The organism is Kaistella sp. (genome assembly GCF_041824135.1).
In the GTDB taxonomy this organism is placed as follows: domain Bacteria; phylum Bacteroidota; class Bacteroidia; order Flavobacteriales; family Weeksellaceae; genus Kaistella.
Genome location: NZ_JBGZYM010000078.1, coordinates 1 through 25,596, shown reverse-complemented (window position 1 = coordinate 25,596; position 25,596 = coordinate 1). Strand labels below are relative to the sequence as shown.

Sequence of the window (25,596 nt, the reverse complement as noted above, 5' to 3'; positions counted from 1 at the left end):
CCATGAAAAAATTAGCAGTAGTTTTAACTTTAATTTTAGCCGCGCAGTTTAGTTTTGCGCAACAGTTTGGCTATGATTGGAAAAGCATGAAGCCAGAGAAAAGAAAGGAGGTCATTCAGAATATGAAACCCGAAGAAAGAGTAGCGCTTCTAAAAGAATTTCGGGAAAAAATGATCATCGCTGAATTAGCAGTTCCAGAAAATACGCAACCAGAGTTCATAAATTTATATTCAGAATATCAGGAAAAGCAAAACGAGATAAAAGCTAAGTTCGTTCCAACGCAAGACTGCGAAAAGATGACAGATGAAGATGCGATAAAAGAACTTAATAATAGTTTTGATGTCGGACAACAGCTATTAGATAATAGAAAAGATTATGCGCAAAAATTCATGAAAGTGATTTCTCCGCAACAGGTCTTAAGAATGTACCAAACCGAAGGAAAAATGCGCAATAAAATATTAGATAAAAAACAAGACGAACCCAAAAATCCGGGCTCGCAGCGCAGACGATAATAGTTTATTTTTTTAATGTTTGAACGACCTCTATAATTTTATTGTAGAGGTCGTTCTTTTTTCGGACTAAATCTATAAATTCGTAGCAATCAATTTATAATGAAAAAAATATTTTTACTCATTTTACTTCCAGTTTTTCTTTTCGCTCAGAAGAAAGAAACAATCAAGCTCAACTATCCCGTGAAGGATTACACGGGCACCACAAAGAGTTTAGAAGTGATCGATGTTCGCCAGAATAAAAAACTCAATGACATTGTCTTCCGAGGTAAATATTATTCTTTTGTTTTTCCGACCGATGATTTGAGTCAGGATATTGAAAACTGGTTCGAAAAGACCAATAAAAAAAGAGAGAAAGGAATTAATGAAATAGTTCTGTTGGTAGAAGATTTAAATATCTCGAACGAGGTACGGAACAAAGAGATCTTCTGTATTTTAGATATGAAATTCAGTACTTTTCTGAAAAAAGGTGAAAACTATTATTTCTTAAAAAGATACGATAACATCATCAGTTTAAATACAAAAGAAGTTGGTGGAATTCCAGATCTATTTGTGGAGAATACTCAAAAAGTTCTTCAAACCTTAATGTTTGAGACGTATCGGGCGACTCCTTTAGATATTGCAATTCCAAGTAATAATTTGAGTGGTTACAATGAAATGTTAAAATCTAATTACGCCGCTTTTTCAGGTAAGAAATTGAAAGATGGCGTATATCTGGATTATAAAAGTTTCTTTGAACAGAAACCGCTTGAAAACTATCAGCTCATCAAAAATAATGGAGAAGTAGTAAGAGCAGTCAATGCCAATGATGATCGAATTCCCACTCGGAAAATCTACAGTTATGTTGAAAGAGGAAAAGTTTACAAAAATTCGCAGGCAGGATTTCTTGACTTGGAACAGGATCAAAGAGGTTATTTCGTAATGGGCAACAAGTTTATGTTGTTTCCAGAAGAAATTAATGTGTCGTCTGCTTATTTCCTATTCGGCGCTATAGGAGGAATTGCGGCCGGTATAGAATTTAATATAAAATACAATAAGGCATTGAATGGAGAAAAAGATAAGATCTACATTGATTTTTTAAACGGTGAATACAGCTTTGTAAAGTAAATTTTCAGTTTAGAGAAAAAATCATTATTTTCTATTCACTTTCATTATCTTTGCAGATTACGATAATTATAGATGAAGAACATACGGAACTTTTGCATTATTGCACATATTGACCACGGTAAATCCACTTTGGCAGATCGACTTTTGGAATATACCAATACGGTGACCCAAAGAGAACTCCAGTCCCAAACGCTGGATGATATGGATATTGAAAAAGAGCGTGGAATTACCATTAAGTCACACGCCATTCAAATGGATTATGAATTGAATGGGGAGAAGTATATTCTTAACCTAATTGATACGCCAGGACACGTTGATTTTTCTTATGAAGTTTCCCGTTCTATCGCTGCGTGCGAAGGAGCGCTTCTCATCGTTGATGCCGCGCAAAGTATTCAGGCTCAAACGATAAGCAATTTATATTTGGCTTTAGAAAATGATTTAACGATCATTCCAATTTTAAATAAAATCGATTTACCTTCAGCCAATCCCGAAGAAGTGACCGATGAGATCATGAGCTTAATTGGTTGTGATTATGAAGATGTACTAAGAGTTTCTGGAAAAACAGGTGAAGGTGTTCACCAATTATTGGAACATATCGTTAATAGAATTCCGGCACCGGTTGGAAATGAAGACGGACCGTTGCAAGCCTTGATTTTTGACTCTGTTTATAATCCTTTCCGTGGAATTGAAGCTTACTTCAAAGTCGTCAACGGAAGCATCAAGAAAGGACAACGAATTAAATTCATGGCAACCAACAAAATGTATGAAGCCGATGAAGTTGGAACTCTAAAATTAAAACAAACCCCGAAAGCCGAAATTAAAACCGGCGATGTAGGATATATTATTTCCGGGATCAAAGATGCCCGCGAAGTAAAAGTAGGAGATACCATCACCACTTTTGAAAAAGGAGCGACAGAAGCCATCGACGGTTTCGAAGAAGTGAAACCAATGGTTTTCGCGGGGATTTATCCGATTGAATCCGAAGATTTTGAAGAACTTCGTTTCTCTTTAGAAAAATTAAGATTAAATGATGCGTCGCTGGTTTTCGAACCAGAAAGTTCAGCAGCTTTAGGTTTCGGTTTCCGTTGTGGATTCCTCGGAATGCTGCACATGGAAATCGTACAGGAAAGATTAGACCGCGAATTCAACATGGATGTTATTACGACCGTGCCCAACGTTTCTTACCACGGTTATACCAAAAGAGATCCTGATACCATGATCCTAATCAACAATCCTTCAGAAATGACCGATCCCATGATTATGGATCGGGTAGAAGAGCCGTTCATCAAAGCCTCCATCATTACCAAATCCGATTATGTTGGTCCGGTGATGACTTTGTGTATTGAGAAAAGAGGCGAGATCGTAGGACAAAGTTATTTGACTTCAGATCGGGTAGAACTCGTTTTTAATATGCCTTTGGCAGAAGTGGTTTTCGATTTCTATGACCGTTTAAAGTCAGTTTCCAAAGGATATGCGTCCTTCGATTATCATCCGATCGGCTTCCGTGCTTCCAAATTAGTGAAGATGGATATCCTGATCAATGGCGATATGGTCGATGCACTTTCTTCGTTGATTCACGATTCCAACGCTTATTATATTGGAAAAAGAATGTGTGAGAAATTACGTGAACTGATTCCGCGTCAGCAGTTTGATATTGCGGTTCAGGCGGCGTTAGGAGCGAAGGTGATTGCCAGAGAAAGCATCAAAGCTTTAAGAAAAGACGTTACTGCAAAATGTTACGGTGGGGATATTTCCCGTAAACGTAAATTGTTGGAGAAACAAAAAGAAGGTAAAAAGAAAATGAAACAAATTGGTAGAGTGGAGGTTCCACAGTCGGCATTTATGGCGGTGTTGAAACTGAACGATTAACGTATTTATTTGGGCAGACATTTCCGTCTTCCGTTCCCGCTATTTTTTTGCCAGCGCTTTTGCCACTGCAAAAAAAATGAGCTCCACTCAAGCCGGGCTGCAGATTTTTGCTTCTTCAAAGAACATATAATATTACAAATTCCTGAATTCGTTCAGGAATTTTTTTATTTTATAAAATATGCATCTCTCTGTTTTTTAATAATTTTCGGATCAATAGTTCCATCAAATTCCTCTGAAAAAAAAGTGGGCGTTAAACCTATTTTAAAATGTGCTTTTTGATTTCCATGAAAGTAATTGACAGCATAAACAATTATTTCATTAGGATTGAACACCCAATATTTGTGTTTATACATGGCATCGCCACAAATATAAAAACTGTTGTTTCGTATAATTTGCCACTTTTTATTCTCATTTAAAATTGCAAATCCTGGAAAACTCTCAACAACCATTTTCAATTTTTTACCTGAAATATTTTTTACAAAAACAGGAAATGATTGATATGCTTTAATATTTCTTGCCGAATCGATAACAAAATGGGGAATGGTATCGTTTGGTTTCACTACAATTTCTAATAGATCATTAGTAAGAGAATCAAACTTGATTGGGTTATCCGAAAATTTCAATCGATCAAACTCACTATGAAAATACTTGTCACGCATTTTATTGAAGATAATGGAATCACTAATTTCTTTTTGAGTTTTTATATAACCAATAGGTCGAGGTGCGGGAGGAGGCGGAAACATTGAGTCATAATGCTTGATCGGAATGGAATCTTGAATTTTTCCTATGTATATTATTGAAGATCCATATTCGCCAATACCTTCATTAAATTCCTGAATTTTCATCTTGATTTTATGATTGGTCGTTAAAACAATCTCATCTGCAAAAGTTTTCTTTTTGCAGCCAACCAAAAGGAGAGCGATTAATAAAAGTCTCAGATAATTCATAATTCAATAAAGATAATCTTTTTTGTAAATTCGTGACACTTAATTTAATCCTAATGAAATATATTTCTTTAATTCTCTTTTTAGCGGCGAATCTTATTTCGTCCCAAACCAAACATCAAACACCTTACGAAAAAGGAAACGGAAACCAAACTGCGACCTATGAAGAAATGGTGAAATATTACGACGATTTATCTAAAGAATTCCCAACGATTACCGTAAGATCCATCGGAAATGATGATAATGGCGAACCAATCCGAGTGGTTATTTACAATGCTGCCGTAGATAAAAACAATCCAACTATTTTGATCAATAATGGGATTCATCCGGGTGAGCCAGACGGTATTGATGCCACCATGATGATGATGCGCGATTTCGCAACTGGAAAAATTGAAGTGAAGAATTTAAGAATTGTGGCCATTCAGGCATATAATATTTCAGGGATGTTAAGACGAGGATCGCACAGCCGAGCCAATCAAAATGGTCCCGAACAATACGGTTTTCGTGGGAATGCCAGAAACTATGATCTGAATCGTGATTTCATTAAAAATGATACCGAAAATGCAAAAACTTTTCAAACTATTTTCCAGCATTTCAAACCTATTTATTTTATTGATAATCATGTTTCAAATGGCGCAGATTACCAGTATTTGTTCACTTATATTTCTACCAATAAAGAAAGATTAGGAAAAAGCTTGGGAAACTATTTTAATGAAAAGATGCAACCCGAAATTTTACAGACTTTAGAAAAGAAAGGAATTCTCACGACTCCTTATGTCAATATCCATGGTGATTCACCCGACGAAGGATTCCCGACCTTTATGGATTCTCCAAGATATGCAACAGGTTACACAACGCTTTTTAATACGATGGGAACGGTTGCCGAAACGCATATGTTGAAACCTTATAAAGATCGTGTTCGAGCGACTTATGAAAACATGCTCAGTTCCATTAATTACACGGCGAAAAACGCTAAGGAAATTCAAAAATTAATGGGTGAAAGTCTCGCAAATTATCAACCCAAAATGAAATATCCGATTCAGTGGAAACTGGACAGCACGAAATTTAAATTGATTGATTTCAAAGGATTTGAAGCTGGAAAAAAACCAAGCGTAGTTTCCGGAAAGCCAAGATTGTTCTACGACCGAACGAAACCTTTCACCAGAAAAGTAAAATTCTACGATCAATATATTCCGACCAAAGAAATCGCAATTCCTTCTTATTATATAATCCCACAATCGGAACAAAAGGTTTTGCAATATCTGAAACGCAATAATATAGCGATGAACGTGATCAAGCAAGATTCCGTCATTTTTGCGCAACAATATATGGTTTCGGATTACAAAACGGTGAAAAACCCGTACGAAGGTCATTACCTTCATTATGACACTCAAGTGAAGTCAGAGAATAAAAATTTTAAATTTAGAAAAGGAGATGTGTTGGTTTCAACCAAACAATATGGCGTCAAATATCTGCTCGAAACCTTAGAACCAGAAGCAGCTGATTCTTTCTTTAACTGGAATTTCTTCGATGCGATTCTTGGACAAAAAGAATATTTCTCAGATTACGTTTTCGAAGATACAGCCGCAGATTTATTGAAAAACAATCAAGTTTTAAAAACAGCTTTGGAATTTGAAAAAATAGCCAATCCTGATTTTGCAAAAGATGGAAATGCGCAGTTAGAGTATATTTATAAACATTCTCAATTCTACGAAGGAAGCGTTGGTTTATATCCGATTTACAGGATTTTATAAATTTTAACGTGTCATTTAAATAATAACAAGTACGAAAGATGATAAAAAACTTAATAAGAATAGGATTAGGAGCCTTTATGCTTTTGGCAGGAATTGGCCATATGACTTATGCTCGAGAAACTTTTCAGGCGCAAGTTCCGGATTGGATTCCGCTTTCAAAAGATTTCGTCGTATTGGCTTCCGGTGTAGTAGAAATTCTGTTCGGAATAGCGATGATCTTCTTCACGAAACAAAAGGAATACGTAGGCTTAGCTTTGGCTATTTTCTTTGTTTTGGTTTTCCCGGGAAATATTGCGCAATATACCGAACACCGTGATGGATTTGGTTTAGATACCGATTCCAAAAGATTATTGCGATTGTTTTTTCAACCCGTTCTCATCTTTTTCGCGCTGTATTCTACAGATGCTTTAAAATTATTTAAGATAAAAAAATAATGTAAAAAACGCTTTTAGAAATTAATCTAAAAGCGTTTTTATTATTTCGGCAAACCTTTTTTCAAAGCATAATTTGCATTTTCAATGGCTTTTCTTTCTTTCCAGTCCATGTATTTTTTTTTGAATCTTCCCTTCATGACGTTGTCGAAATTTCTCTGAACTGCAAGATTCCAGAGCGAATGCGCTTTTACCGCCCATGATTTGTCCCAGGCTCTTTGGGAAATGGAGAAACTTCCGTCCAGATATTTCATATAATGCCACCAGCCTGTCGGCATAAACAAAGTGTCGCCATGTTCTAGGAAACATTCAATTCCTTCAACACCATTTAGGGCAGGAAATTTTTCATAATCAGGATTTGCAATATCGTAATCTTCTAAAGCATAAGTTGCGAGTGGTAATTTATAAAGCCGCTCTTTCCATTTATAATCGAATAATAAAACATGTTTTCTGCCATTAAAATGAGTATGAAAAATGTGAGGCATATCAATGTCAAAATGGAGAAAGGTTTGGGATCCTTTTCCGCCAAAAAACATATTCGGAAATTTATCCAGAAAACCGTCCATTAAGTCTTTAGGTGAAATGTAGTCGTCTAAAAGTTGAGGTGCGAATTTAATAGGGTCAAAAAGAAAGATTCGTAAATCGGTTGGTTTCTCCTGAATCAAATCAATATAATCTGTGAATTTCATTTTTGCAGCTGAAGAATTAATAGGCGCGGAAGGATCAGCTTTCGATGAATCATAGAGTGGAACTTCAACATCGCCAACCACTTCTTTCATATATTCCATCGTCCATTTTTCGTAAGCGGGCCAGTTTTTCGCCATATCTTTAATGACAACTGGCTTCCGCGGCAACAGGTACTTTTCTCGAAATTCTTCTTTGGTAATCGACTCTACGATGTCGATAGGTTGTAAATGAAGTCCCATATGGCGCAATTGTTTGATGAGCAAAAATAATAAAAAAAAGAATCCAACCTTCATTTATAATTATAAGCATATGAGAATCTGCATTTAAATTTGCTCGTGATTAACCATCATATCTTCTCATTGTAACAATTATGATCTTTGCCGTACTAATTAATAAATCTTTTCATGAGAAAAATATCTACCTTATTTGCTTTGTTTCTGGCCATTCTATCGTGGGCACAATCTTCCATTAGCGGAAAAATTTTAGACGAAGACGGCAAACCGATTCCAAGCGCAAGTGTTACGGTAGAAGAGCCCGGAAAAGATGCGATCATCGCTTTTTCAATCACTAATGTAAAAGGAGAATACAAGGTGACCTTTACCACTCCTGAGGAAAATGTTGATTTAAAAATAAAAGCTTATAATCAGAAACCTTCGCAAAAAGCAGTCAAAAACGAAGATCAAACGCAGAATTTCACTTTGCAATCTGATGCGACCGAAATTAAGGAAGTTAAGTTAAAAGCGAAGATGATCACTAAAAGAGGTGATACTATTTCTTATGATATTAAAGCTTTTGAAAGCAAAGCCGACCGTACGCTTTCTGATGTTTTAAAGAAAATTCCTGGAATTGATGTGAATAAAGATGGAACCGTTCTGTATCAAGGTGAACCAATTAATAAGTTTTATGTTAATGGAAAAGATTTAATGGAAGGTGGTTACGGAACAATTAATAATTCGTTACCTACAGGAGCTGTACAGAAAGTGGAAGTGATGGAAAATCACCAACCCGTAAAAATTCTTCAGGACAAAGTTCCCTCAGAAAATGCCGGATTAAACGTGATTCTTAAAAAATCGGTCACGATGACGGGTCGGGGAGAAGTAGGTGTTGGAATGGAACCTTTGCTCTGGAATGTGAAATTAACTCCGATGTTCTTCGGACAAAAAAACCAATGGGTTTTAAATTATAAAACAAATAATAACGGAGAAAGTGTTGAGCGAGAAGGTAATATGTTAGCCTTCGGAAATCGTTTTGAAGGAAGAAGAGGACAATCCGCTGGAAACTATTGGTTGAGTGTAGATAAAGCAAGTGTTCCAAACGTTCCCGAAAAAAGATATTTAATGAACAACGTGCATTTTTTCTCTGCCAATGTTTTAACAACCCCTTTTAAAAGTAAAGATTGGGAATTGAAAGCCAGTGCAAGTTATACCAATAACGCCATCGACAGAAATTCTACTAGAGAAACCGTTTATGAACAGGACACGGATTTCTTTAAAACTGGCAAAATAATAACTAATGAATCAAATAATCTTTACAGCAACGCCGCAAAAGGAGAAGTAATTATTACGAAAAACGCTAAGAAAGGATTTTTTAAAAATACCACGACCTGGAATGGTTTCTGGAACGAGGATCGCGGAAATACTTCTACATTATATAACATGGCCATTCCTGATCCAACATTGAAGGACATTTTTATTAATGAAGCTTTGGGGGCGCCAACCGGCATTATTAAAAACTCTTTAAGTACCATTATTCCGTGGAAAGAGAAACTGGTTAATTTCATGAGTTACCTTTCTTATCAAAAAGACCGACAAACACTTTCTGCAGAATATGAAAATTTTATTGATCTTGGTTCTGGCTTCGATCGTTTTGACCAGCGTGTTTCTTCTACAACATTAATGGCAAATCATTCTGCTTCAGTAGGTTTTTCTTATAAACGATTAACGATTACGCCAGAAGTTGGTTTGAATCTATCATTTAATGATATGAATTCAAAATTATATGCCGATGGGAATTTATTAGGGATCAGCTATCAGAACCAAATGAAGTGGAACGAAATAAATCCTTACTCTCAGGTTGCTTTAAATTATAAAGGAAAAGCAATTAACGCAACGGTTAATTTGCCACTCAACATGTACGGTATTGATTATAAAGATTTGCTGCGAAATAAAGATTCTGAAATCAACAGAACAGTTTTTGAACCTACTTTCTACGGAAGTTTTGATTTTGCTTCTTTCTGGAAATTATCTGCTTATGGAGGATTAAATTATAATTTCGGAGATTTTGGTTCGGTGTACGATGGCTCAATTTTAATAAGTCCTAAATCTTTAAATGCCCGAGACAGTAATCTTTTGCCGGAAAACAGAAATATCAATTCTTCTGCAAGATTAGAATATAGAAATCCACTGAACAATTTATTTTTTAATGCTCGTTATAGTTATAATGATGCAAAAAGAAATATCATTACGAAATCCCGTCCTTTCGCTTCTGGTGCTTCAGCTGTGACTTTAGAATACATCGATAACAATTCTTATTCTCAGAGTGAAAGTGCCGAAATTGGAAAGTACTTTCCGAAATTCAAAACCAATGCGTCTATAAATTTCAGCAATAGAGATTCTAATTCCTACAGTATTTTAGTGGATCAAAATAACGTTGATAATTATATTGAAAGCATCAACAACAGTCAGAGTTTAGCATTTAAGTTCAACAATACTTATTTTTCATGGATGAGTTTGGATTACAATATCTCATTAAACTGGAATAAAAACAGCGACGATTACAGAAATAACGTGAACAAATATTCTGGTTGGAATCATAATTTAAATCTATTCCTTTATCCAATTGAAAATCACACGATCGGTTTGGTTTGGGACGATGTTACGACTTCGCAAGGAGCAATCAATCTTCGCAACTCGTTCTACGATCTTTCTTACCAATATACCTGGGCGAAAAAGAAAATCGATTTTGAGATCAAATGGTTAAATATTGGCAACAAAAAATTATATGAAACCATCAGTTATAACACCACCTATTTTTCAACGACCAGAAACAGCATTGAGATTAGACCAAGTCAGGTGATGTTTACCGTTAAATTTAATTTTAAATAAACAGATTTAAAAAAAATTGATAAATAAATCCCATCTTGTTCAATCAGGATGGGATTTCTCTTTATTTGAATTTAAAGTTTTTAGAAGTTTTCCACATCTGCACTTGGCCCGTAACTTCCAGGAACTGGAATATCGTTTAATCGATAGTAAACTCCGAGTTGAGCGCGGTGATGAGTGATCTGATTTAAGGCATGCCTTATTGCTTCATATTTATTAAAATCAGCGATGACATGTTCGCCCATATTCATGCTCCACCTTCCTTCCAGATCTTCTTCTTTCATATTGGCAAACGTAGCCAGACTTTTTTTGTAATCTTCTTCAAATTTCTCCTGAAGTTCTACCTTTGTGTTGAGATAGGTAGGTTGGTAATCTCCCGCTGCAAAATCAAGTTTCTCCGTGGTCATCATATAATCTGGCCAACCGAAAATTTCTGCGAGATGAGTAGCAAGTGCCATCATTTTCATACTCTTTTCATGAGGGCGATATTCATTTTGTTCGTCTGAGTAAACTTCCAGGAATTTTTTGGTGGTTTCGTATTCCTGGTTAAACTCTTTTCTAAGGTTAAGTACGGTTTCCATATTTTTTGTTTTAGTAAAGGTAATAGGCTGATAATGATTTTTGTCTTAAACGAATATTAAAATATTCATAAAAAACTGTAACAAAATGGATAACATGCTAACTAATAGATTAAATAATAATATGAAAAAGATATTCACCCTCGTTGCAGTAAGCGTATTTTTTGCTCTAAACGCGCAGCAAACCGCGAACAGATTCTTTTATGAATTAACTTTTAAGCCGAAGAAAGATTCAGCAAAACTTGAGAAAGTAATGACCGTTTTAGATATTTCTAAAGACAAATCGATTTATCAGGACTACACTGGTATAGCACAGGATTCTATTATCGTAGCTGCCGTTAAAAAGATGGAAACATCCGGCGTTTTTGTTGATATCATGAAAATGGTCAAAATGCCGAAATTTGCTTATAAGGTGACCAAGGCTTATCCAACAATGAAAGAAACTTATGTTGACAGAATCAGCAATAAATATTTTGGATATGAAGACGATCTAAAATTTAACTGGAATATCCTTTCTACCAAAGAAAAAGTGGGAGAGTACAACACCCAAAAAGCTACGACAGAATATGGCGGTAGAAAATGGACGGCTTGGTTTTCCTCAGATTTACCATTTGCCGACGGACCTTACCGATTTTACGGACTTCCTGGGTTGATTGTAAAAGTCGAAGATGAGGGTAAAAATTATTCTTGGGAACTGAAAGGAAATAAGAAGATTGAAAATTATTCTGAACTGACAGAAGGCGAGAAAATGCTCGAAAAATACGGAATGAGTTCCGCTGTAAACATCATTTCAAAAGATAAGTTTGAAAAATCATTTGATAATTTTAAAGCAGATCCTTTAGCAGAAGCAAGACCGTATATGACTCCTGAAAACATGAGCAGAAAAATGCCGGGAAGCGACGTTACTATGGGAGAATACCTGAAAAACCAGGAAAAAATGGCGAAAGATTTCTTTAACGCAAACAATAATCCTATTGAAATTCCCGCTGCAAAAGCAAAAAAATAACATTCATTACTACTAAGTTATATTTTGAAACCTCGAAACAAATTTTTGTTTTGGGGTTTTTTTATAATTGTGATCAATTCATCGCAATTCCTTATTTAGATTTAATTTAAATAACGTACATTTGCGGTTCAAAATTTTAGTGTTGAAAGGAGATAAATCAAATAAGTTATGCTGTTTTCCCAGAAATCAATCAGGGAAAATTTTGGGTTATGAAAATGACGACCTCAGAATGCCCAATAAAATTATTGAAATGGGTCTGCTCCCGGAAACCGTTTTCAAAATCCTGTACCAGGCGCCGTTCAAAGGGCCCATGTATATAGAGTTTGGTGACGAAAAAAGCAGAATTGCCCTTCGCGAAGAAGAAGCGCAGTTTATCATCGTGGAAGCTTTAGCTTAAAAGATCCCGATACAATTTCAAATTAGATCGAGCGAAGAATGAACACTTCAAACAAGAAACAAATCCTTTTGGTAGGAAATCCCAATGTAGGGAAATCTACCGTCTTTAATTTACTTTGTAACAAAAAGCAAAAGACCGGAAATTACGCCGGAGTTACCGTAGCGAGCCATTCTGGGAATTATGATTTCCAAGGCGAAAACGTAGAAGTAATCGATTTACCTGGTTCATACAGTATTTACCCGAGTTCCGAAGATGAAGCTATTTTATCAAAATTCTTGGTCGATGAACAAAAGAATTATTCAGGCGTTGTCTATATTTTAGAAGCGCTAAGCATCAAAAGAGGTCTACTACTTTTCCAACAAATTCAGGATTTAGGAATTCCGATCTTATTAGTGGTTAATCAAATTGACCAAGCCGAAAGACGTGGGATCAATATCGATATTGATCAACTTTCCAAAGAATTAAACGTTACCGTTCTGCAGGCTAATGCCAAAGAAAATGAAGGTATTGAAGAATTACGTGCTGAAATTCAAAAGGGCAATTTCACCAGATCCGAAACGGTTTCTTTCGATATTCCAACCGAACACAAAGGTTTGGTTTTTAAAATTTTAGCCGAAACAAAAGAAGAAAATCAATATAAAGTCTGGACCTTACTTTCTTCAGATACTTATTTAGGAAAACTGGAATCTGTTAAAGAGCAGTTGAATAATGATGAGGTTAAATGTTTGGTTCCTAAAAGATTACAGACGCAAGAAACGATTAGGCGTTATCAGGAAATTGACAAAATTATTTCTAAAGTTCTATCTAAAAAACCTCAATTCAAAGAGCTGTTAACAGAAAAGCTGGACAAAGTTTTAGTTCATAAGTTCTGGGGATATTTCATTTTTGGGTTGATTTTATTAATCATCTTCCAAAGTGTTTTCTTCTTAGCAGAATATCCGATGAACTGGATCTCAGATTTTTTCCTGTGGTTATCAGGATTTGCGAATGAGCATCTTCCGGCAGGACCAATCAATTCACTCATCGCCAACGGAATTATTCCAGGTATTGGTGGGATCATGGTTTTTGCACCGCAGATCGGGATCTTGCTTTATTTCCTTTATTTACTGGAAGATTCAGGATATATGGCCAGAGTGATTTTTTTAATGGACCGGTTTCTTCGTCCATTTGGATTAAATGGAAAAAGTATTGTACCGCTGGTTTCAGGAACTGCTTGTGCCATTCCGGCGATTATGTCCACTCGAAATATTGAGAATGTCAAAGAACGGTTGATCACCATTTTAGTAACACCGTTTATGACCTGCTCTGCAAGACTTCCGGTTTACAGTATCATCATTGGATTAATCATTCCTAATGAATATTTTATTGGAATCAGTTATAAAGCGATCGCCCTGATGGCGATGTATTTCCTCGGATTTTTCACTTCCTTAATGGCTTCTTTAATTCTTAAAAAAATTATTAAAAGCAACGCAAAATCATTTCTGGTAATGGATTTGCCATCGTACAAAATGCCCCTTTTCGGGTATGATTTTAAAATCGTGCTCGGGAAAGTTTGGGAATTTATTACTGGAGCAGGTAAGATTATTTTCTTGTTCAGTATCGTGATCTGGTTTTTCTCCTATATTGGACCAACCCAGAATAAGGAAGAATTTGTCGCGACCGATGTTAAATTAGAGCAGTCTTATCTCGCCAAAATGGGAAAATCAATTGAACCCGCCATTGCACCGCTCGGTTACGACTGGAAAATGGGTGTCGGAATTTTAACGAGTTTTGTGGCCAGGGAAGTATTTGTAGGAACCATGTCAACTTTGTACAGCTTAGATGACGAAGCACCAGAAGGGAAGATCATCGATAAAATGCGGGCAGATAAAAAACCAAATGGAGAACCAGTTTATAGTTTTGCCACGGGAATTTCAATCTTATTCTTTTATGCTTTTGCCATGCAATGTGTTTCAACTTTGGCCGTTGTTTATAGAGAGACCAAATCCTGGAAATGGACGATGGCACAACTCGTCGGCATGTCGGGCTTGGCTTATATTGCTTCCTTAATCGTTTATCAAATTTTAAAATAATGGAAGAATCACTTATTTTTCAGTACGTCATTATCACGGTAATCGTCTTGATCGCAGGTTATTCTTTATTTAAAATCATTGTAAGAAACTTCTCCTCGAAGAAACCGAAAAAAGGAGAGTTTGGCTGTGATCAGGAATGTGGCGGACATTAATCTGAGCTTTTGACATTCCTTCTTTATCGATAATAATATTCTTGACACTAAGATTATGAATTCCTTACTATTTCAGTACATCATCATTGCACTCGTTTTACTTTTTGCGGGTTATTACCTTTTTAAAATAATTCGTAAAAATATTTCTTTAAAGAAATTTAAAAAAAGTGATTCGAGTTGTGAGAAAGATTGTGGCTGTTCTTAAAAATTTCCTTTTAAAATCGCATTACAAGATCCCAGTGGCGAAAATTTGCGTTTGCCCTAATTTCCGTATTTTTGCAGCAATTATTATTTAATAAAAAATTCTATGGCTTTAATAAAATCTATTTCAGGAATCCGAGGAACCATTGGTGGTAAAGTTGATGAAAACTTAACACCACTTGATGTGGTAAAATTTACTTCCGCATTTGGAACTTGGCTTCAGAATAATAAAAATAAAAAAGACTTAACTTTAGTTGTTGGCCGTGATGCAAGAATCTCGGGCTCAATGGTGAATTCATTGGTAACTGCAACTTTGCAGGGTCTGGGGATCCATGTGGTTGATTTGGGACTTTCTACAACACCAACTGTTGAAGTGATGGTGCCAGAATTGAATGCAGATGGTGGAATTATCTTAACTGCTTCTCACAATCCAAAACAATGGAATGCTTTAAAATTATTAAATGAAAAAGGCGAGTTCATTACCGGTGAAAATGGCACTGAAGTTTTAGCTCTCGCAGAAAGTCAGGAATTTGATTATGCTGAAGTTGATGATTTAGGAAAATACGAAACCAGAAATGATGGATTCGATATTCATATTCAAAAGATCCTGGATTTATCAATGGTCGATGCAGAAGCGGTTAAAGCCAAGAAATTTAAAGTTGTTGTCGATGCTGTAAATTCCACCGGCGGAATTGCAATTCCGCAATTGTTGGAAGAGTTAGGTTGTGAAGTTGTAAAATTATATTGCGAACCTAACGGACATTTCCCACACAATCCAGAACCTTTAAAAGAACATTTAGGAGACATTTGCGAACTCATGAAAACCGAGAAAGCTGATGTTGGAATCGTTGTTGATCCTGATGTTGACCGTTTGGCTTTAGTTGATGAGAACGGCGAACTTTTCGGCGAAGAATATACTTTGGTTGCCGTAGCTGATTATCTTTTGCGACATCAAAAAGGAGCGGCAATCTCTAACCTTTCTTCGAGTCGTGCATTAAGAGATGTTGCGAGAGATTTAGGTTCTGAATATTTCGCCAGCGCTGTTGGAGAGGTAAACGTCGTCACTTTAATGAAAGAGAAAAATGCAGTTATCGGTGGCGAAGGAAACGGAGGAATCATCTATCCTGAACTTCATTATGGTCGCGATTCTTTGGTGGGTGTTGCTTTGTTTTTAACGCATTTAGCGAAAGAAAATAAAACCGTTTCAGAATTAAGAGCGACTTACCCAAGTTATTTCATGGGGAAAAAGAAAATTGAATTAACTCCGGATATCGACGTAGATTCTCTTTTAACTAAAATGGAAAAAGAGTATCAAACAGAAGATATTTCTACCATTGACGGCGTAAAAATAGATTTTGATAACAACTGGGTTCATTTAAGAAAATCAAATACAGAACCGATTATTAGAATTTACACCGAAGCGTTTTCTCAAGAAGAAGCTGACCGTCTTGGAGATCAAATGATTGAAAAAATAAGAAGTTTGATTTAAATAGAATTAAGTAACTTTAATTTAAATTTGAGCGATGACCATTACCATAAATCCAAAAAACAAAAAAGAATCCGAAAAGATAAAAGCGATCCTTAAAGCGATTGAGGTCGATTTTGAGGAGGATGTAAATGAATTTCGTGATGAAACAGAATACTTAAATTCTACACAATCAAATAGAAATCATTTAGAAAAGTCTTTAGAAGCCGCTAAAGAGGGTGATTTTGAAAAGATATCTATTGACAGTTTATGGAAATAGTTTTCACTATTCAAGCGAAAGAAGATTTAGTATTTTGGAAAAAATCTGGGATTATTTCTGTTCAAAATAAAATTAGTAGAATGCTTGAAGAGATTTCAGTAAATCCTCATTCACTTATTGGAATAGGAAAGCCAGAAAAATTAAAACATAATTTCTCTGGGTGTTTTAGTAGAAGAATTACAGTAGAACATCGATTGATTTATAAAGTAGAAAGAGAAGAAATAATAATTTTAGCCTTACGGTTTCATTATTAAAGTTTAATTAAAATAGTTTTTTACGAAGTGTGCAAGATAATTTCATACTTTGTAAATAACGAAGAGACAATATATTGGAAGAATTTTTTGAAAACGAGCTCGTAGAGAAGTTCGAAGCAATGGTCGAGAATAATGATGAATTCTACTTCGAAACCGAAGAATATGAAGAGATCATTATTTATTACCTCGAAATGGGAGATATTTCCTTTGCCGATATGGCGACAAAATATGGATTAAAAATTCACCCAAACTCCCTTGATCTAAAAATAAAGCAATTCGAAGTTTTCTTGGAATTAGAAAAATATGCTGAAGCCAAAGAACTGATGAATAACCTGAAGGAATCCTGTATGGACAATACAGACTTCCTGGTTTGCTGTGCAAAATATTATTCAAACCTTGGAAATCCAAGACGTTCCATTGAGTTTTGTGAAACAGCACTAAAACTTGAAGAAGAAGAAAATTTTCTGCATAACTTCATTGCTGACGAATACGTGAATTTAGAAGATCCGTTTAAAGCATTAAAGCATTATAAGCTGGCGCTCAATTTTGATCCACAGGATGAATATTCGTTAGAAAACGTGATGTTCTGCTATAATCAACTCAAACGCAGCGATGAAGCCATCGAATTTTTGAATGGTTATCTGGATAAATTTGCTTTCTCGGAAACCGCGTGGTACGAATACGGACAGTTTTACTTTAATAAGAAGAAATACGAAGAAGCCATCAAAGGTTTTGATTATTTGTTGGCGATCAATCCGCAGTCAGTTGGAGTTTATGCCAATAAAGCAGCGTGTTTCGAAGCGATGGGCGAGTGGTTAAAAGCCGTTGCCGTTTACGAAGAAATGTTAGCTTTAGAATATACCAAATCATTTACTTTTTATAAAATTGGTTTGTGTTACAAAGAAAATAAGCAGCCTGTTTTAGCTTTAAATTCTTTTCAGAAATCACTGCGTGATGATCCGCAGTTTTATTTGTCAATGATGGAGCAATCCTATGTCTATGAAGAAATGGGCGGCATGAAAGAGGCGCTGCATTTCGCAAAAGAAGCAGTTTCACTGAACGAATCGAATCTGGATTATCAAAAAAGACTCGCCTTTCTATTTATCGAAGGTGGAAAATTTGAAGAGAGTCTGGCTTGCCTGAAAAGGTTGGTTGATTATGAGCCAACACGGTTCTACAATTGGTACGCCTACTCAGAAGTCTTGATGCTGATTGGCGAATTTGAAGAAGCGGTAAATGTCTTGATTGCAGCGACAAAAATGCACAACAGAGCCGAATTGTTTTATCAGTTAAGCAATTGCTATTTACAATTGAATAATCAGAAAAAAGGGAGAGAATCATTGGCAACAGCTTTAGAATTAGACCCTCATCTTCTGGAAGATATGCAGCAGAAGTATCCGTTCTTAAAAGATGAAGTGGATAAAGTAAAAGCAAAAAAGAAGTAAATATTCTCTATTATATAAAACGCGCTGTGAAGTGCGTTTTTTTGTTTACAAAAAGATCTGCGATAGTATAAGACACCAATAAGTTTACTGTTCTTTATTTGGGCAGACATTTCCGCCTTGAATTTATACTGAGCCTGTCGAAGTACTCCCGCTTTTTTGTTCCACTGCGTTGCACAAAAAGAGCTCTCTCGTCTTTAAGGACGAGAGGCTGCAGATTTTCATATCTTATTAAGATCGGTCTGGGTCGAACTAGCGATAATACATTTCCAGAAAATCAAAGAATTCAGTCATTCTGAAAATATTATTAACGATCAGATAAAAGAGTAATATAGAAACCGTAATGTACAAAATAGAAAGTATTTTCGGCGAATCTTTATAACCATAAAATAACCAGCCGAGAAGCAACGGAACCACGAATATAAAATGTCCGCCGTAAATGTAAGAAGTGTGCAATCCGAATTTTAGAATGCAGTGAATCACAATATCTACCAAAAACGAAATCATCAGGATCTGAACAAATTTATTTTTGAAATTCTTGACAAAACTCCACAAAATCAGAATTAAAACTGCTACTACAAATACATACGGAATCCAGGAAGTATAAACATCCATGAATAATGCTTTGTACTCGAATCCTTTTTTATTATGATAATCTCTAGTCACGAAACCGCTGAAAAGCATATTACCACCGAAAAACCAAGAGGCGATCATATCCCAAACCGGGGTCACATTCGGATTAGAAAACTTTTCGTACTGTTCGCCAGATTTATTTAAAAAATTTAAAAATTTAAAATCCAACCGGTACATGAATAGGAATACAAAAACCGAAACGGAGATCAAACCACGCAAAAGTAAATTTCCAAGTTTTCGCCAGTTTCTAAAAACACCTTTTTCAAAAAGAAGCGGGATATAAACTTTCACCACATTTGTAACTGTTAAACCACCGATGGAAACTGCTGCCAAAGCCAAAGCGGTTGCTGGAATCTTTTCTTCTTTTCTTAATTTTAAGGCTGCATAATAATTAAATAAAACTAAAAATAATAAGGTGTAAGTATAAGTTTCCGGCGTGAAAGAAAGTAAAATTGGAGTGCTAAAAAAAGAGAAAAAGAAGAGAATCAACAAAGAAATCTTTTTCGGTAAAGTGATGATATTCTTTAAATATTTATAGATCTGAACTAAACTTAAACTTACCGCAAAGTTGCTGCACCAAGCCAAAACGAGTCGGAAAGTTTCATTCATTTTGCCATTAGAAAAAAGTAAAGCAAACTCGCGGATCCAGTTGAAAAAATAGTTTGCTAAAGGATGTCGTTCAAATCCGCCGCCAGTCATTACGATCGCCCGATTGTCAAAACTGAAGTAGGCATCCCACGGAATTCTGTTATCAAAAATAATTCGATAATCCAATGCGATCACCGTTCCCAAAATTCCATAAACAATTATGAATAGAAGGAATAAAAACAATTCGAATTTTGTTTCCGGGAAAATAGTTTTGAGAAAATCGGTCAATTTTTGTTTCAAATTCAAGGTAGTTAATTTCGGTAAAAGTAAGGAATTTTAAGAACTACAGGAAAGGGTAGAGCAGCCGGTTTGGCCGTCATATAGATTCGGTCTTTTTACAGAAAATTCCGGGTAGATTTCTTCGTAAGGATTTTCGAGAGCGATTAGAAGTTTGGTCAGCAAATCTTTCTTTCCTTCATTCAATTCATTGATGCATTCAAAGAGTAAATAATTTCTAACGATGAATTTAGGATTGTTCGCTTTCATGAGATTTAAAGAATCTGTTTTTGAAATAGAATTTTTCGCTAATCGATTTTGATAAAGAGTAAGAAATTCTTTTAATTTTTCAAACTGCTCTTCTGTTGTTCTTGAATAAAATACTTCTTTAAAGTGAATTTTGAAATCAATATCGTCAGAATAAGTTTCTAGCTTATTGAAAAATAAAGTATAATCGATTTCTAAATCCTGCATCACTTGTTGTGCTGAAGTAAAAATTTCGTCATCACCTTCCTGCAATTTATCAAACCCGAATTTCTTTGCCATCATTTCATCATGTTTGATCCAGAAATTGGTGTTGAAATCATTCAAGATATTTTCAAGTATAGACTCGTCTTTAATTAAAGAAAATAGAGCGTTCGCCAATTGCCAAAGATTCCACTGTGCGATTTTGGCCTGATTTCCGAAGGCATATCTCCGTCCAGGCAAGTCGGTCGTATTCGGCGTGAAATTCAGATCATATTCATCTAAAAAAGAAAAGGGTCCATAATCGATCGTTAAGCCGAGAATCGACATGTTATCAGTATTCATCACGCCGTGAACAAATCCAACGCGGAACCAGTCCACGATCATGTCAGCGGTTTTCTCTGAAACTGTTTTGAAGAAGTCAGCATATTTGTTTGGACTGTCACTATCAATCTCAGGAAAATAATTTTCAATCGTAAAATCAGTAAGTTGCTGTAAAGTCTCAATTTCTCCTTGAGCAGAAAGCAATTCGAAATGTCCGAACCGTAAAAAGCTTGGAGCGGTTCTGGTCATCACTGCGCCTTTTTCATAAGCCGCATTACCATCGTACAACATATCACGTACGACCTGTTCTCCGCTAAACGACAGCGACAAAGCACGCGTTGTTGGAATTCCCAAATGAAACATCGCTTCACTCATCAGATATTCCCGCACGGAAGAGCGAAGAACTCCTCGTCCATCAGCATGTCGAGAATAAGGTGTTGCTCCGGCACCTTTCCATTGGATTTCAGATTTTAAACCTTGGTCATTTTTAATCTCTCCAGCAAAAATTGCACGTCCGTCACCAAGCTGTCCTGCCCAGTTTCCGAACTGATGTCCCGCGTAAGCAGTTGCGTACGTTTTTACATTTGAAGGAAGATACTTTGCATTTAAAAAGTCCAGGTCTTCTTGCTTTTCAATTTTCCCTAAACCTATTTCTTCGGACAGTTTTTCGTTCGAGATAATCAATTCAGGATTTTCGAAATGAGCAATTTTCGCGGTTGAAAAGACAACTTTTGGCGTTTGTCTTTGCATTGGATTCCCAGAAAGGTCACCAGGAAAGAGTTCTAAATATTGTTGAGTAATTTGGTCTAAATTCATATTTCAAAGTTCGCTAAAAAAAACATCCTTCCAAAAGATTGAAAGGATGTTTCTATTTATTCTGTAAATGAACGCTATTTATTAAAATCGATATCGTCGCCGGTATTAATTTTCTCATTCACGTTTTCTTCTTTTTTCGCAGCCGGTTTTCTTTCTGTATTGGTCGGCTCAACAATTGTTGGATTTTTAATTTCGTCAATAGTTTGTAAACCACCATCGTCGCCATATCCACCCAGTCCTTGAAGATCTGCACAGTTCCCGGTCCAGTTGGAAGGCTTCACAAATTTATCTTCAGGAGTAATTCCTAATTCTTTATCGGCCCAAACTTTCTTCATATAGATCGCCCAGATCGGTAAAGCCATTTTCGCTCCTTGTCCTTCACCAGTTCCATAGAAGTGAGTGGCTCGGTCTTCCCAGCCTACCCAAACTCCCGTCGCAAGATTTGGGGTTATTCCCATAAACCAACCATCGGAATTATTCTGTGTTGTTCCGGTTTTTCCTGCGATTTCAATTCCTTTGGCAACACCTCTTCTTCCTAATTCTCCAGAAGCGGTACCGAACTCTGCCACCCCTTTCATTAAATCGATCATGGTGTAAGCGTATAACTCGTTCATGACTTCTTTAGTGACTGGTTTTACTTCTTTAATAACGCGTCCGTTGGCATCTTCAATCCTCCAGATCATTTCGGGTTTGATGTAATTTCCGTAATTGGCAAAAGTACTGTAAGCACCTAACATTTCAAAAATAGTAATATCTGATGAACCTAATGCCACTGCATATTCGTTCGGGATTTCTTCAGTTACTCCTAAATCTCTGGCCGTTTGTATTACACTTTTTACACCGGTCATTTCAATTAATCGAACGGCTACCGGGTTTTGAGATTGTGCTAAAGCATCTCGTAATGTAAGCATTCCACCTCTTCCTCTAACGCTCCAGGAACCTTTGGTGTAAGTCGCATTTGAAACGGTAGAACATGGTGTCATTCCTAATTTCATAATTGCTGTTGCATAAACAAAAGGTTTAAAGGTCGACCCAACCTGTCTTTTCCCCTGTTTAATATGATCATACTGAAAATGCTGCCAGTTGATTCCACCAACCCAAGCTTTAATTTCTCCGGTTCCTGGAACCATTGACATTAATCCAGCCTGTGCAATCTGTTTGTGATAACGGATAGAATCCCACGGAGACATTTCAACTTCTTCCTCGCCTTTCCAGGTAAATCTCGAAGTTTTAATTGGTTTTTTAAAGTCCAGCATAATTGAATCCTCTGGAACTCCCGCATTTTTTAGTTGCTTATATCTTCCCGTTCTCTTCATTGCGCTAAGCATGATGGAACTGATTTGAGCATCATTAATTTTATAGAAAGGTCTTTGCTTTCTTCCTCGTTGCTCGGCGTCAAATCGACTCTGCAGATCTGTTAAATGTTCTTTAATTGCCTCTTCAGCATAGGTTTGCATTTTAGAATCCAGGGTCGTATAAATTTTCAAACCATCTTTAAATAAATTTAAAGTTTTACCGGTTTTCTTTTCATAATCTTTAATATAGCTCTCGATTTCTTTTCTTAAATAATATTTATAATAAGCCGAGTAACCATCATCAATCGATTTAATTGGATGATAATCTACTGCAATCGGAGTACTTACCGCCTGCTGAAAAGTTGCCTGATCAAGATATCCGGTCTTTAACATTTGATCCAGAACGACGTCTCTTCTGCTCTTTGCTCTTTCCTCATTTCGCATCGGATTATTCTTCACCGGGTTTTCCAGCATCGCTACAAACATTGCTGCTTCTGGTAGTGTGAGTTTCGAGGTTGTTTTATTAAAGTAAACTCGAGATGCCATCTCAATACCATTGGCATTGTAGAGGAAATCAAATTTGTTGAAATAAAGCGTGATAATTTCTTCTTTTGTATATCTTTTTTCCAGACTTACTGCTACAACCCATTCTTTCAGTTTCTGAAAAGATCTCTGAATTTTATTTTGAGAAGCGGTTCCTGTAAAAAGTAGTTTTGCCAACTGTTGGGTGATCGTAGATCCACCACCTCTATTACCTCCATACGCTATTGCTCTCGCTACAGATTGAAGATCGATCCCGGAATGTTCCTTAAATCGCTCATCTTCTTTAGCTTGTAGTGCATAAATCAGGTAAGGTGGCAATTCCTTATAAGTAATTGGCTGAGTTTTCTCCTTTTCAAACTTACCGAGCATTTTTCCGTCTGATGAATAAATTTCAGAGGCTACATAAATATCGGGATTCTCTAATTCTTTTACGTCGGGCATGTCACCAAGGAAACCTTGTGACACCGCGAAAAATACACCTGCAATCCCTACGATCAAGAGAATCAGTGCGGTCCATACTATTTTGACCCACCTTTTCCAGCCAGTATTCTTGACTTTTTTTGGAGGAAGCGGAAACTTTTGCGGTTTGCTTCCTTTATTCTGTGTGTTTTCCATAAATAAGTTTACGGTTTTGCCGTTTCTATTTTTACGCCTATATCTTCAATTCCGGGCAGGTTATCATTTCTCATCGCTTGAATAATTCCGATTGAATAATTACCGTTTGCAGGGAACTGATAGTCTACTTTATATTGAAAATGAATTTCTTTAGTATCTCCAAACCCTTTACCAATCCAATTCCCATTGGGTTCTGCCAAAATATAATTTAAAGTGTCGGTACTTTTCTCTTTGGTTTGCCCATCCTGAAAATTAACGATCATCCGGATATTGCTATACGGGTAATCGTTATTGTTTCTTACAACAAATATAATATTTTTTGGATTTTGAGCATCCGTCACTTTAAAGTCAAATTTCTGTTCCGCTTTTTTATCCCATTTTCCATTGAGATTATTCAAAAACACTTGCTCAGAATCATTGCTGCAACTGGCAAGAAAAAACAAAACGAAAAAAGCACCCATTATCTTATGCATTGTCATCACGTTTTGGCTGTGGTTTCTTTTTAAAGTTTTTTGGCTTTTGTTGAGGTGACTTTGCATTGGGTTGAGCAGGTTTATCACCTTGTTTATCAGGTGCTTGCCCAGCAGGTTTTTCAGAAATTCTTTTTCTTCTATCTCCTTGATTTCCAGTAGAGTTATTATCCGGCTTCTGTTGATTATTCGGCTTTCTTTTATTTTTATTGGGACCCGAACTTTTACCTCTTCTTTCGAAGCGATCCATGTTGTTTTCCTGAATTAAATCTACTGATTTCACTGGAGCATCAAGAACTTTTACATCTTCTAAAGGTTGTGCTTTCTCGCCTTTCTTGTTTTTGGCAATCATTTTTTTGACATCGTCAACATCTAAATCATACCAGGCCATGGAGTGATCTGCATAAGCGAACCACATTCTCTTCTTGAAAACATCAATTTTGATACAGAAAGCTTTCCCTTTTTCAGTATCAAGCGTTGTTGAGGAAGATGGGAAATGGCTCAGCGCATCCAAATAGTTGTCGAGTTCATAGTTCAGACAACATTTTAATTTGCCACATTGTCCGGCTAATTTTTGAGGATTAATGCTCAGTTGCTGGTAGCGCGCCGCGTTGGTATTCACAGATCGGAAATCCGTTAACCAAGTTGAACAGCACAATTCTCTTCCGCACGATCCAATACCTCCAACTTTTGCAGCTTCCTGTCGGAAACCGATTTGTTTCATATCGATTTTGGTACGGAACAAAGAAGCAAATTCTTTAATTAACTGCCGGAAATCCACACGGGTTTCAGCGGTATAGAAGAACGTAACTTTGGCACCGTCGCCCTGAAATTCGACATCGGTGATTTTCATTTCGAGATTAAGTGCGATCGCAATCTTTCTTGCCTGAATTTTTACAGCTTCTTCTTTTCCTCTTGCATCTTGCCAAACCTCAATGTCCTTTTGGTTGGCTAACCGGTAAATTTTTAGAGGGTTTTCTTCAGAGACATTTTTCTTTTTCATCTGAATTTTCACCAATTCTCCTGTAAGGCTTACTACACCTATATCGTGACCCGGACTAGATTCTACTGTGATAACGCTTCCCATATGAAGCGGTAAGTTATTGACGTTTTTATAAAAAAATTTACGATCGTTCTTGAATCTTACTTCCACAAAATCTGTTTGAGATTGAGATGGATTGTTAATATTCGAGAGCCAATCGAAAACGCTTAATTTATAGCTATTTCCGCAAGTATCTACACTTTCACAGCCATTCGCAGATTTTGTTCCGCAAGAATGGGACGAATCGCCGGATGTTTTACATCCACAACTCATATTTATA

The 25,596-nt window shown here is 36.2% G+C and carries 22 protein-coding genes; 14 read left to right on the top strand and 8 right to left on the bottom strand.

Going from position 1 to position 25,596, the window contains the following annotated elements:
* Positions 1 to 2: 2 nt before the first annotated feature.
* The 3 genes from ACEYOS_RS08930 (at position 3) to lepA (ending at position 3,485) form a co-directional block, all read left to right on the top strand.
* Positions 3 to 512, top strand: coding sequence for a hypothetical protein (locus ACEYOS_RS08930; protein WP_373709670.1), 510 nt, complete (start codon positions 3 to 5; stop codon positions 510 to 512).
* 99 nt (positions 513 to 611) lie between these two features.
* Positions 612 to 1,616 (top strand): hypothetical protein, encoded by a 1,005-nt coding sequence (locus tag ACEYOS_RS08925; RefSeq protein WP_373709671.1) that lies wholly within the window; start codon positions 612 to 614, stop codon positions 1,614 to 1,616.
* 72 nt (positions 1,617 to 1,688) lie between these two features.
* Positions 1,689 to 3,485 (top strand): translation elongation factor 4, encoded by a 1,797-nt coding sequence (gene lepA, locus ACEYOS_RS08920; protein WP_373709672.1) that lies wholly within the window; start codon positions 1,689 to 1,691, stop codon positions 3,483 to 3,485.
* Between the two features lie 164 nt (positions 3,486 to 3,649).
* Here the strand turns inward: lepA and ACEYOS_RS08915 are convergent, their stop codons facing one another.
* Entirely contained in the window at positions 3,650 to 4,432 is a 783-nt protein-coding gene (locus ACEYOS_RS08915) for a hypothetical protein (RefSeq protein WP_373709673.1), read from the bottom strand.
* A 53-nt stretch (positions 4,433 to 4,485) separates the two neighbouring features.
* On the opposite strand from ACEYOS_RS08915, the gene ACEYOS_RS08910 reads away from it, so the two are divergent.
* Positions 4,486 to 6,183 (top strand): M14 family zinc carboxypeptidase, encoded by a 1,698-nt coding sequence (locus ACEYOS_RS08910; RefSeq protein ID WP_373739128.1) that lies wholly within the window; start codon positions 4,486 to 4,488, stop codon positions 6,181 to 6,183.
* Between the two features lie 38 nt (positions 6,184 to 6,221).
* Positions 6,222 to 6,617: a hypothetical protein gene (locus tag ACEYOS_RS08905; RefSeq protein WP_373709675.1), complete on the top strand. Its 396-nt coding sequence runs from the start codon at positions 6,222 to 6,224 to the stop codon at positions 6,615 to 6,617.
* Between the two features lie 41 nt (positions 6,618 to 6,658).
* Here ACEYOS_RS08905 and ACEYOS_RS08900 read toward each other — a convergent pair whose 3' ends face one another.
* Positions 6,659 to 7,540 (bottom strand): cupin-like domain-containing protein, encoded by an 882-nt coding sequence (locus ACEYOS_RS08900; protein WP_373709676.1) that lies wholly within the window; start codon positions 7,538 to 7,540, stop codon positions 6,659 to 6,661.
* A gap of 165 nt (positions 7,541 to 7,705) precedes the next feature.
* Between ACEYOS_RS08900 and ACEYOS_RS08895 the strand changes: the two genes are divergently transcribed.
* On the top strand, positions 7,706 to 10,405 hold the full coding sequence (locus ACEYOS_RS08895) for a carboxypeptidase regulatory-like domain-containing protein (RefSeq protein ID WP_373709677.1): 2,700 nt from the start codon (positions 7,706 to 7,708) through the stop codon (positions 10,403 to 10,405).
* Between the two features lie 80 nt (positions 10,406 to 10,485).
* On the opposite strand, the gene ACEYOS_RS08890 is transcribed toward ACEYOS_RS08895, so the two are convergent.
* Entirely contained in the window at positions 10,486 to 10,983 is a 498-nt protein-coding gene (locus ACEYOS_RS08890) for a DinB family protein (protein WP_373709678.1), read from the bottom strand.
* A 121-nt stretch (positions 10,984 to 11,104) separates the two neighbouring features.
* Between ACEYOS_RS08890 and ACEYOS_RS08885 the strand changes: the two genes are divergently transcribed.
* The 8 genes from ACEYOS_RS08885 to ACEYOS_RS08850 all read left to right on the top strand — a co-directional run bounded on the left by ACEYOS_RS08885 (position 11,105) and on the right by ACEYOS_RS08850 (position 18,252).
* Positions 11,105 to 11,986 carry a GLPGLI family protein gene (locus ACEYOS_RS08885; protein ID WP_373709679.1) on the top strand — a complete coding sequence of 294 codons (882 nt, stop codon included), beginning with the start codon at positions 11,105 to 11,107 and terminating at the stop codon, positions 11,984 to 11,986.
* 142 nt (positions 11,987 to 12,128) lie between these two features.
* Positions 12,129 to 12,383: a ferrous iron transport protein A gene (locus ACEYOS_RS08880; protein ID WP_373709680.1), complete on the top strand. Its 255-nt coding sequence runs from the start codon at positions 12,129 to 12,131 to the stop codon at positions 12,381 to 12,383.
* Positions 12,384 to 12,421: 38 nt separating this feature from the next.
* A complete protein-coding gene (gene feoB, locus ACEYOS_RS08875; RefSeq protein ID WP_373709681.1) occupies positions 12,422 to 14,455 on the top strand; it encodes a ferrous iron transport protein B in 2,034 nt (677 codons plus the stop codon).
* Positions 14,455 to 14,607 carry a hypothetical protein gene (locus ACEYOS_RS08870; protein ID WP_373709682.1) on the top strand — a complete coding sequence of 51 codons (153 nt, stop codon included), beginning with the start codon at positions 14,455 to 14,457 and terminating at the stop codon, positions 14,605 to 14,607. Before feoB ends, ACEYOS_RS08870 begins: the two co-directional genes overlap by 1 nt.
* A 307-nt stretch (positions 14,608 to 14,914) precedes the next feature.
* Entirely contained in the window at positions 14,915 to 16,297 is a 1,383-nt protein-coding gene (gene glmM / locus ACEYOS_RS08865; protein ID WP_373709683.1) for a phosphoglucosamine mutase, read from the top strand.
* Positions 16,298 to 16,331: 34 nt separating this feature from the next.
* Positions 16,332 to 16,553, top strand: a complete 222-nt coding sequence (locus tag ACEYOS_RS08860; RefSeq protein WP_373709684.1) for a DUF2683 family protein — start codon at positions 16,332 to 16,334, stop codon at positions 16,551 to 16,553.
* The gene (locus tag ACEYOS_RS08855) at positions 16,544 to 16,807 is read left to right on the top strand and encodes a Txe/YoeB family addiction module toxin (RefSeq protein ID WP_373709685.1); all 264 of its coding nucleotides are present in this window, start codon (positions 16,544 to 16,546) and stop codon (positions 16,805 to 16,807) included. The genes ACEYOS_RS08860 and ACEYOS_RS08855 overlap by 10 nt, the downstream gene beginning before the upstream one ends.
* Before the next feature lie 74 nt (positions 16,808 to 16,881).
* Positions 16,882 to 18,252 carry a tetratricopeptide repeat protein gene (locus ACEYOS_RS08850; RefSeq protein ID WP_373709686.1) on the top strand — a complete coding sequence of 457 codons (1,371 nt, stop codon included), beginning with the start codon at positions 16,882 to 16,884 and terminating at the stop codon, positions 18,250 to 18,252.
* A gap of 249 nt (positions 18,253 to 18,501) precedes the next feature.
* Here the strand turns inward: ACEYOS_RS08850 and ACEYOS_RS08845 are convergent, their stop codons facing one another.
* The 5 genes from ACEYOS_RS08845 to ACEYOS_RS08825 all read right to left on the bottom strand — a co-directional run bounded on the left by ACEYOS_RS08845 (position 18,502) and on the right by ACEYOS_RS08825 (position 25,589).
* Positions 18,502 to 19,758 carry a DUF6080 domain-containing protein gene (locus ACEYOS_RS08845; protein ID WP_373739129.1) on the bottom strand — a complete coding sequence of 419 codons (1,257 nt, stop codon included), beginning with the start codon at positions 19,756 to 19,758 and terminating at the stop codon, positions 18,502 to 18,504.
* 48 nt (positions 19,759 to 19,806) lie between these two features.
* On the bottom strand, positions 19,807 to 21,351 hold the full coding sequence (locus ACEYOS_RS08840) for a YdiU family protein (RefSeq protein WP_373709688.1): 1,545 nt from the start codon (positions 21,349 to 21,351) through the stop codon (positions 19,807 to 19,809).
* A 74-nt stretch (positions 21,352 to 21,425) separates the two neighbouring features.
* Complete coding sequence (locus tag ACEYOS_RS08835) at positions 21,426 to 23,804, bottom strand: penicillin-binding protein 1A (RefSeq protein WP_373709689.1); 2,379 nt, start codon at positions 23,802 to 23,804, stop codon at positions 21,426 to 21,428.
* 8 nt (positions 23,805 to 23,812) lie between these two features.
* The gene (locus tag ACEYOS_RS08830; RefSeq protein WP_373709690.1) at positions 23,813 to 24,277 is read right to left on the bottom strand and encodes a gliding motility lipoprotein GldH; all 465 of its coding nucleotides are present in this window, start codon (positions 24,275 to 24,277) and stop codon (positions 23,813 to 23,815) included.
* On the bottom strand, positions 24,270 to 25,589 hold the full coding sequence (locus ACEYOS_RS08825; protein WP_373709697.1) for a stage 0 sporulation family protein: 1,320 nt from the start codon (positions 25,587 to 25,589) through the stop codon (positions 24,270 to 24,272). Before ACEYOS_RS08825 ends, ACEYOS_RS08830 begins: the two co-directional genes overlap by 8 nt.
* Positions 25,590 to 25,596: the final 7 nt, after the last annotated feature.

What these genes read in the sequence shown, in the direction of transcription:
- glmM (WP_373709683.1), top strand. Translation starts at nt 14,915, where the DNA reads ATGGCTTTAATAAAATCTATTTCAGGAATCCGAGGAACCATTGGTGGT.
- ACEYOS_RS08900 (WP_373709676.1), bottom strand. Translation starts at nt 7,540, where the DNA reads ATGGGACTTCATTTACAACCTATCGACATCGTAGAGTCGATTACCAAA.
- ACEYOS_RS08925 (WP_373709671.1), top strand. Translation starts at nt 612, where the DNA reads ATGAAAAAAATATTTTTACTCATTTTACTTCCAGTTTTTCTTTTCGCT.
- ACEYOS_RS08830 (WP_373709690.1), bottom strand. Translation starts at nt 24,277, where the DNA reads ATGCATAAGATAATGGGTGCTTTTTTCGTTTTGTTTTTTCTTGCCAGT.
- ACEYOS_RS08905 (WP_373709675.1), top strand. Translation starts at nt 6,222, where the DNA reads ATGATAAAAAACTTAATAAGAATAGGATTAGGAGCCTTTATGCTTTTG.
- ACEYOS_RS08870 (WP_373709682.1), top strand. Translation starts at nt 14,455, where the DNA reads ATGGAAGAATCACTTATTTTTCAGTACGTCATTATCACGGTAATCGTC.
- ACEYOS_RS08855 (WP_373709685.1), top strand. Translation starts at nt 16,544, where the DNA reads ATGGAAATAGTTTTCACTATTCAAGCGAAAGAAGATTTAGTATTTTGG.
- ACEYOS_RS08840 (WP_373709688.1), bottom strand. Translation starts at nt 21,351, where the DNA reads ATGAATTTAGACCAAATTACTCAACAATATTTAGAACTCTTTCCTGGT.
- ACEYOS_RS08825 (WP_373709697.1), bottom strand. Translation starts at nt 25,589, where the DNA reads ATGAGTTGTGGATGTAAAACATCCGGCGATTCGTCCCATTCTTGCGGA.
- ACEYOS_RS08915 (WP_373709673.1), bottom strand. Translation starts at nt 4,432, where the DNA reads ATGAATTATCTGAGACTTTTATTAATCGCTCTCCTTTTGGTTGGCTGC.
- feoB (WP_373709681.1), top strand. Translation starts at nt 12,422, where the DNA reads ATGAACACTTCAAACAAGAAACAAATCCTTTTGGTAGGAAATCCCAAT.
- ACEYOS_RS08860 (WP_373709684.1), top strand. Translation starts at nt 16,332, where the DNA reads ATGACCATTACCATAAATCCAAAAAACAAAAAAGAATCCGAAAAGATA.
- ACEYOS_RS08890 (WP_373709678.1), bottom strand. Translation starts at nt 10,983, where the DNA reads ATGGAAACCGTACTTAACCTTAGAAAAGAGTTTAACCAGGAATACGAA.
- ACEYOS_RS08930 (WP_373709670.1), top strand. Translation starts at nt 3, where the DNA reads ATGAAAAAATTAGCAGTAGTTTTAACTTTAATTTTAGCCGCGCAGTTT.
- ACEYOS_RS08895 (WP_373709677.1), top strand. Translation starts at nt 7,706, where the DNA reads ATGAGAAAAATATCTACCTTATTTGCTTTGTTTCTGGCCATTCTATCG.
- ACEYOS_RS08885 (WP_373709679.1), top strand. Translation starts at nt 11,105, where the DNA reads ATGAAAAAGATATTCACCCTCGTTGCAGTAAGCGTATTTTTTGCTCTA.
- ACEYOS_RS08835 (WP_373709689.1), bottom strand. Translation starts at nt 23,804, where the DNA reads ATGGAAAACACACAGAATAAAGGAAGCAAACCGCAAAAGTTTCCGCTT.
- lepA (WP_373709672.1), top strand. Translation starts at nt 1,689, where the DNA reads ATGAAGAACATACGGAACTTTTGCATTATTGCACATATTGACCACGGT.
- ACEYOS_RS08910 (WP_373739128.1), top strand. Translation starts at nt 4,486, where the DNA reads ATGAAATATATTTCTTTAATTCTCTTTTTAGCGGCGAATCTTATTTCG.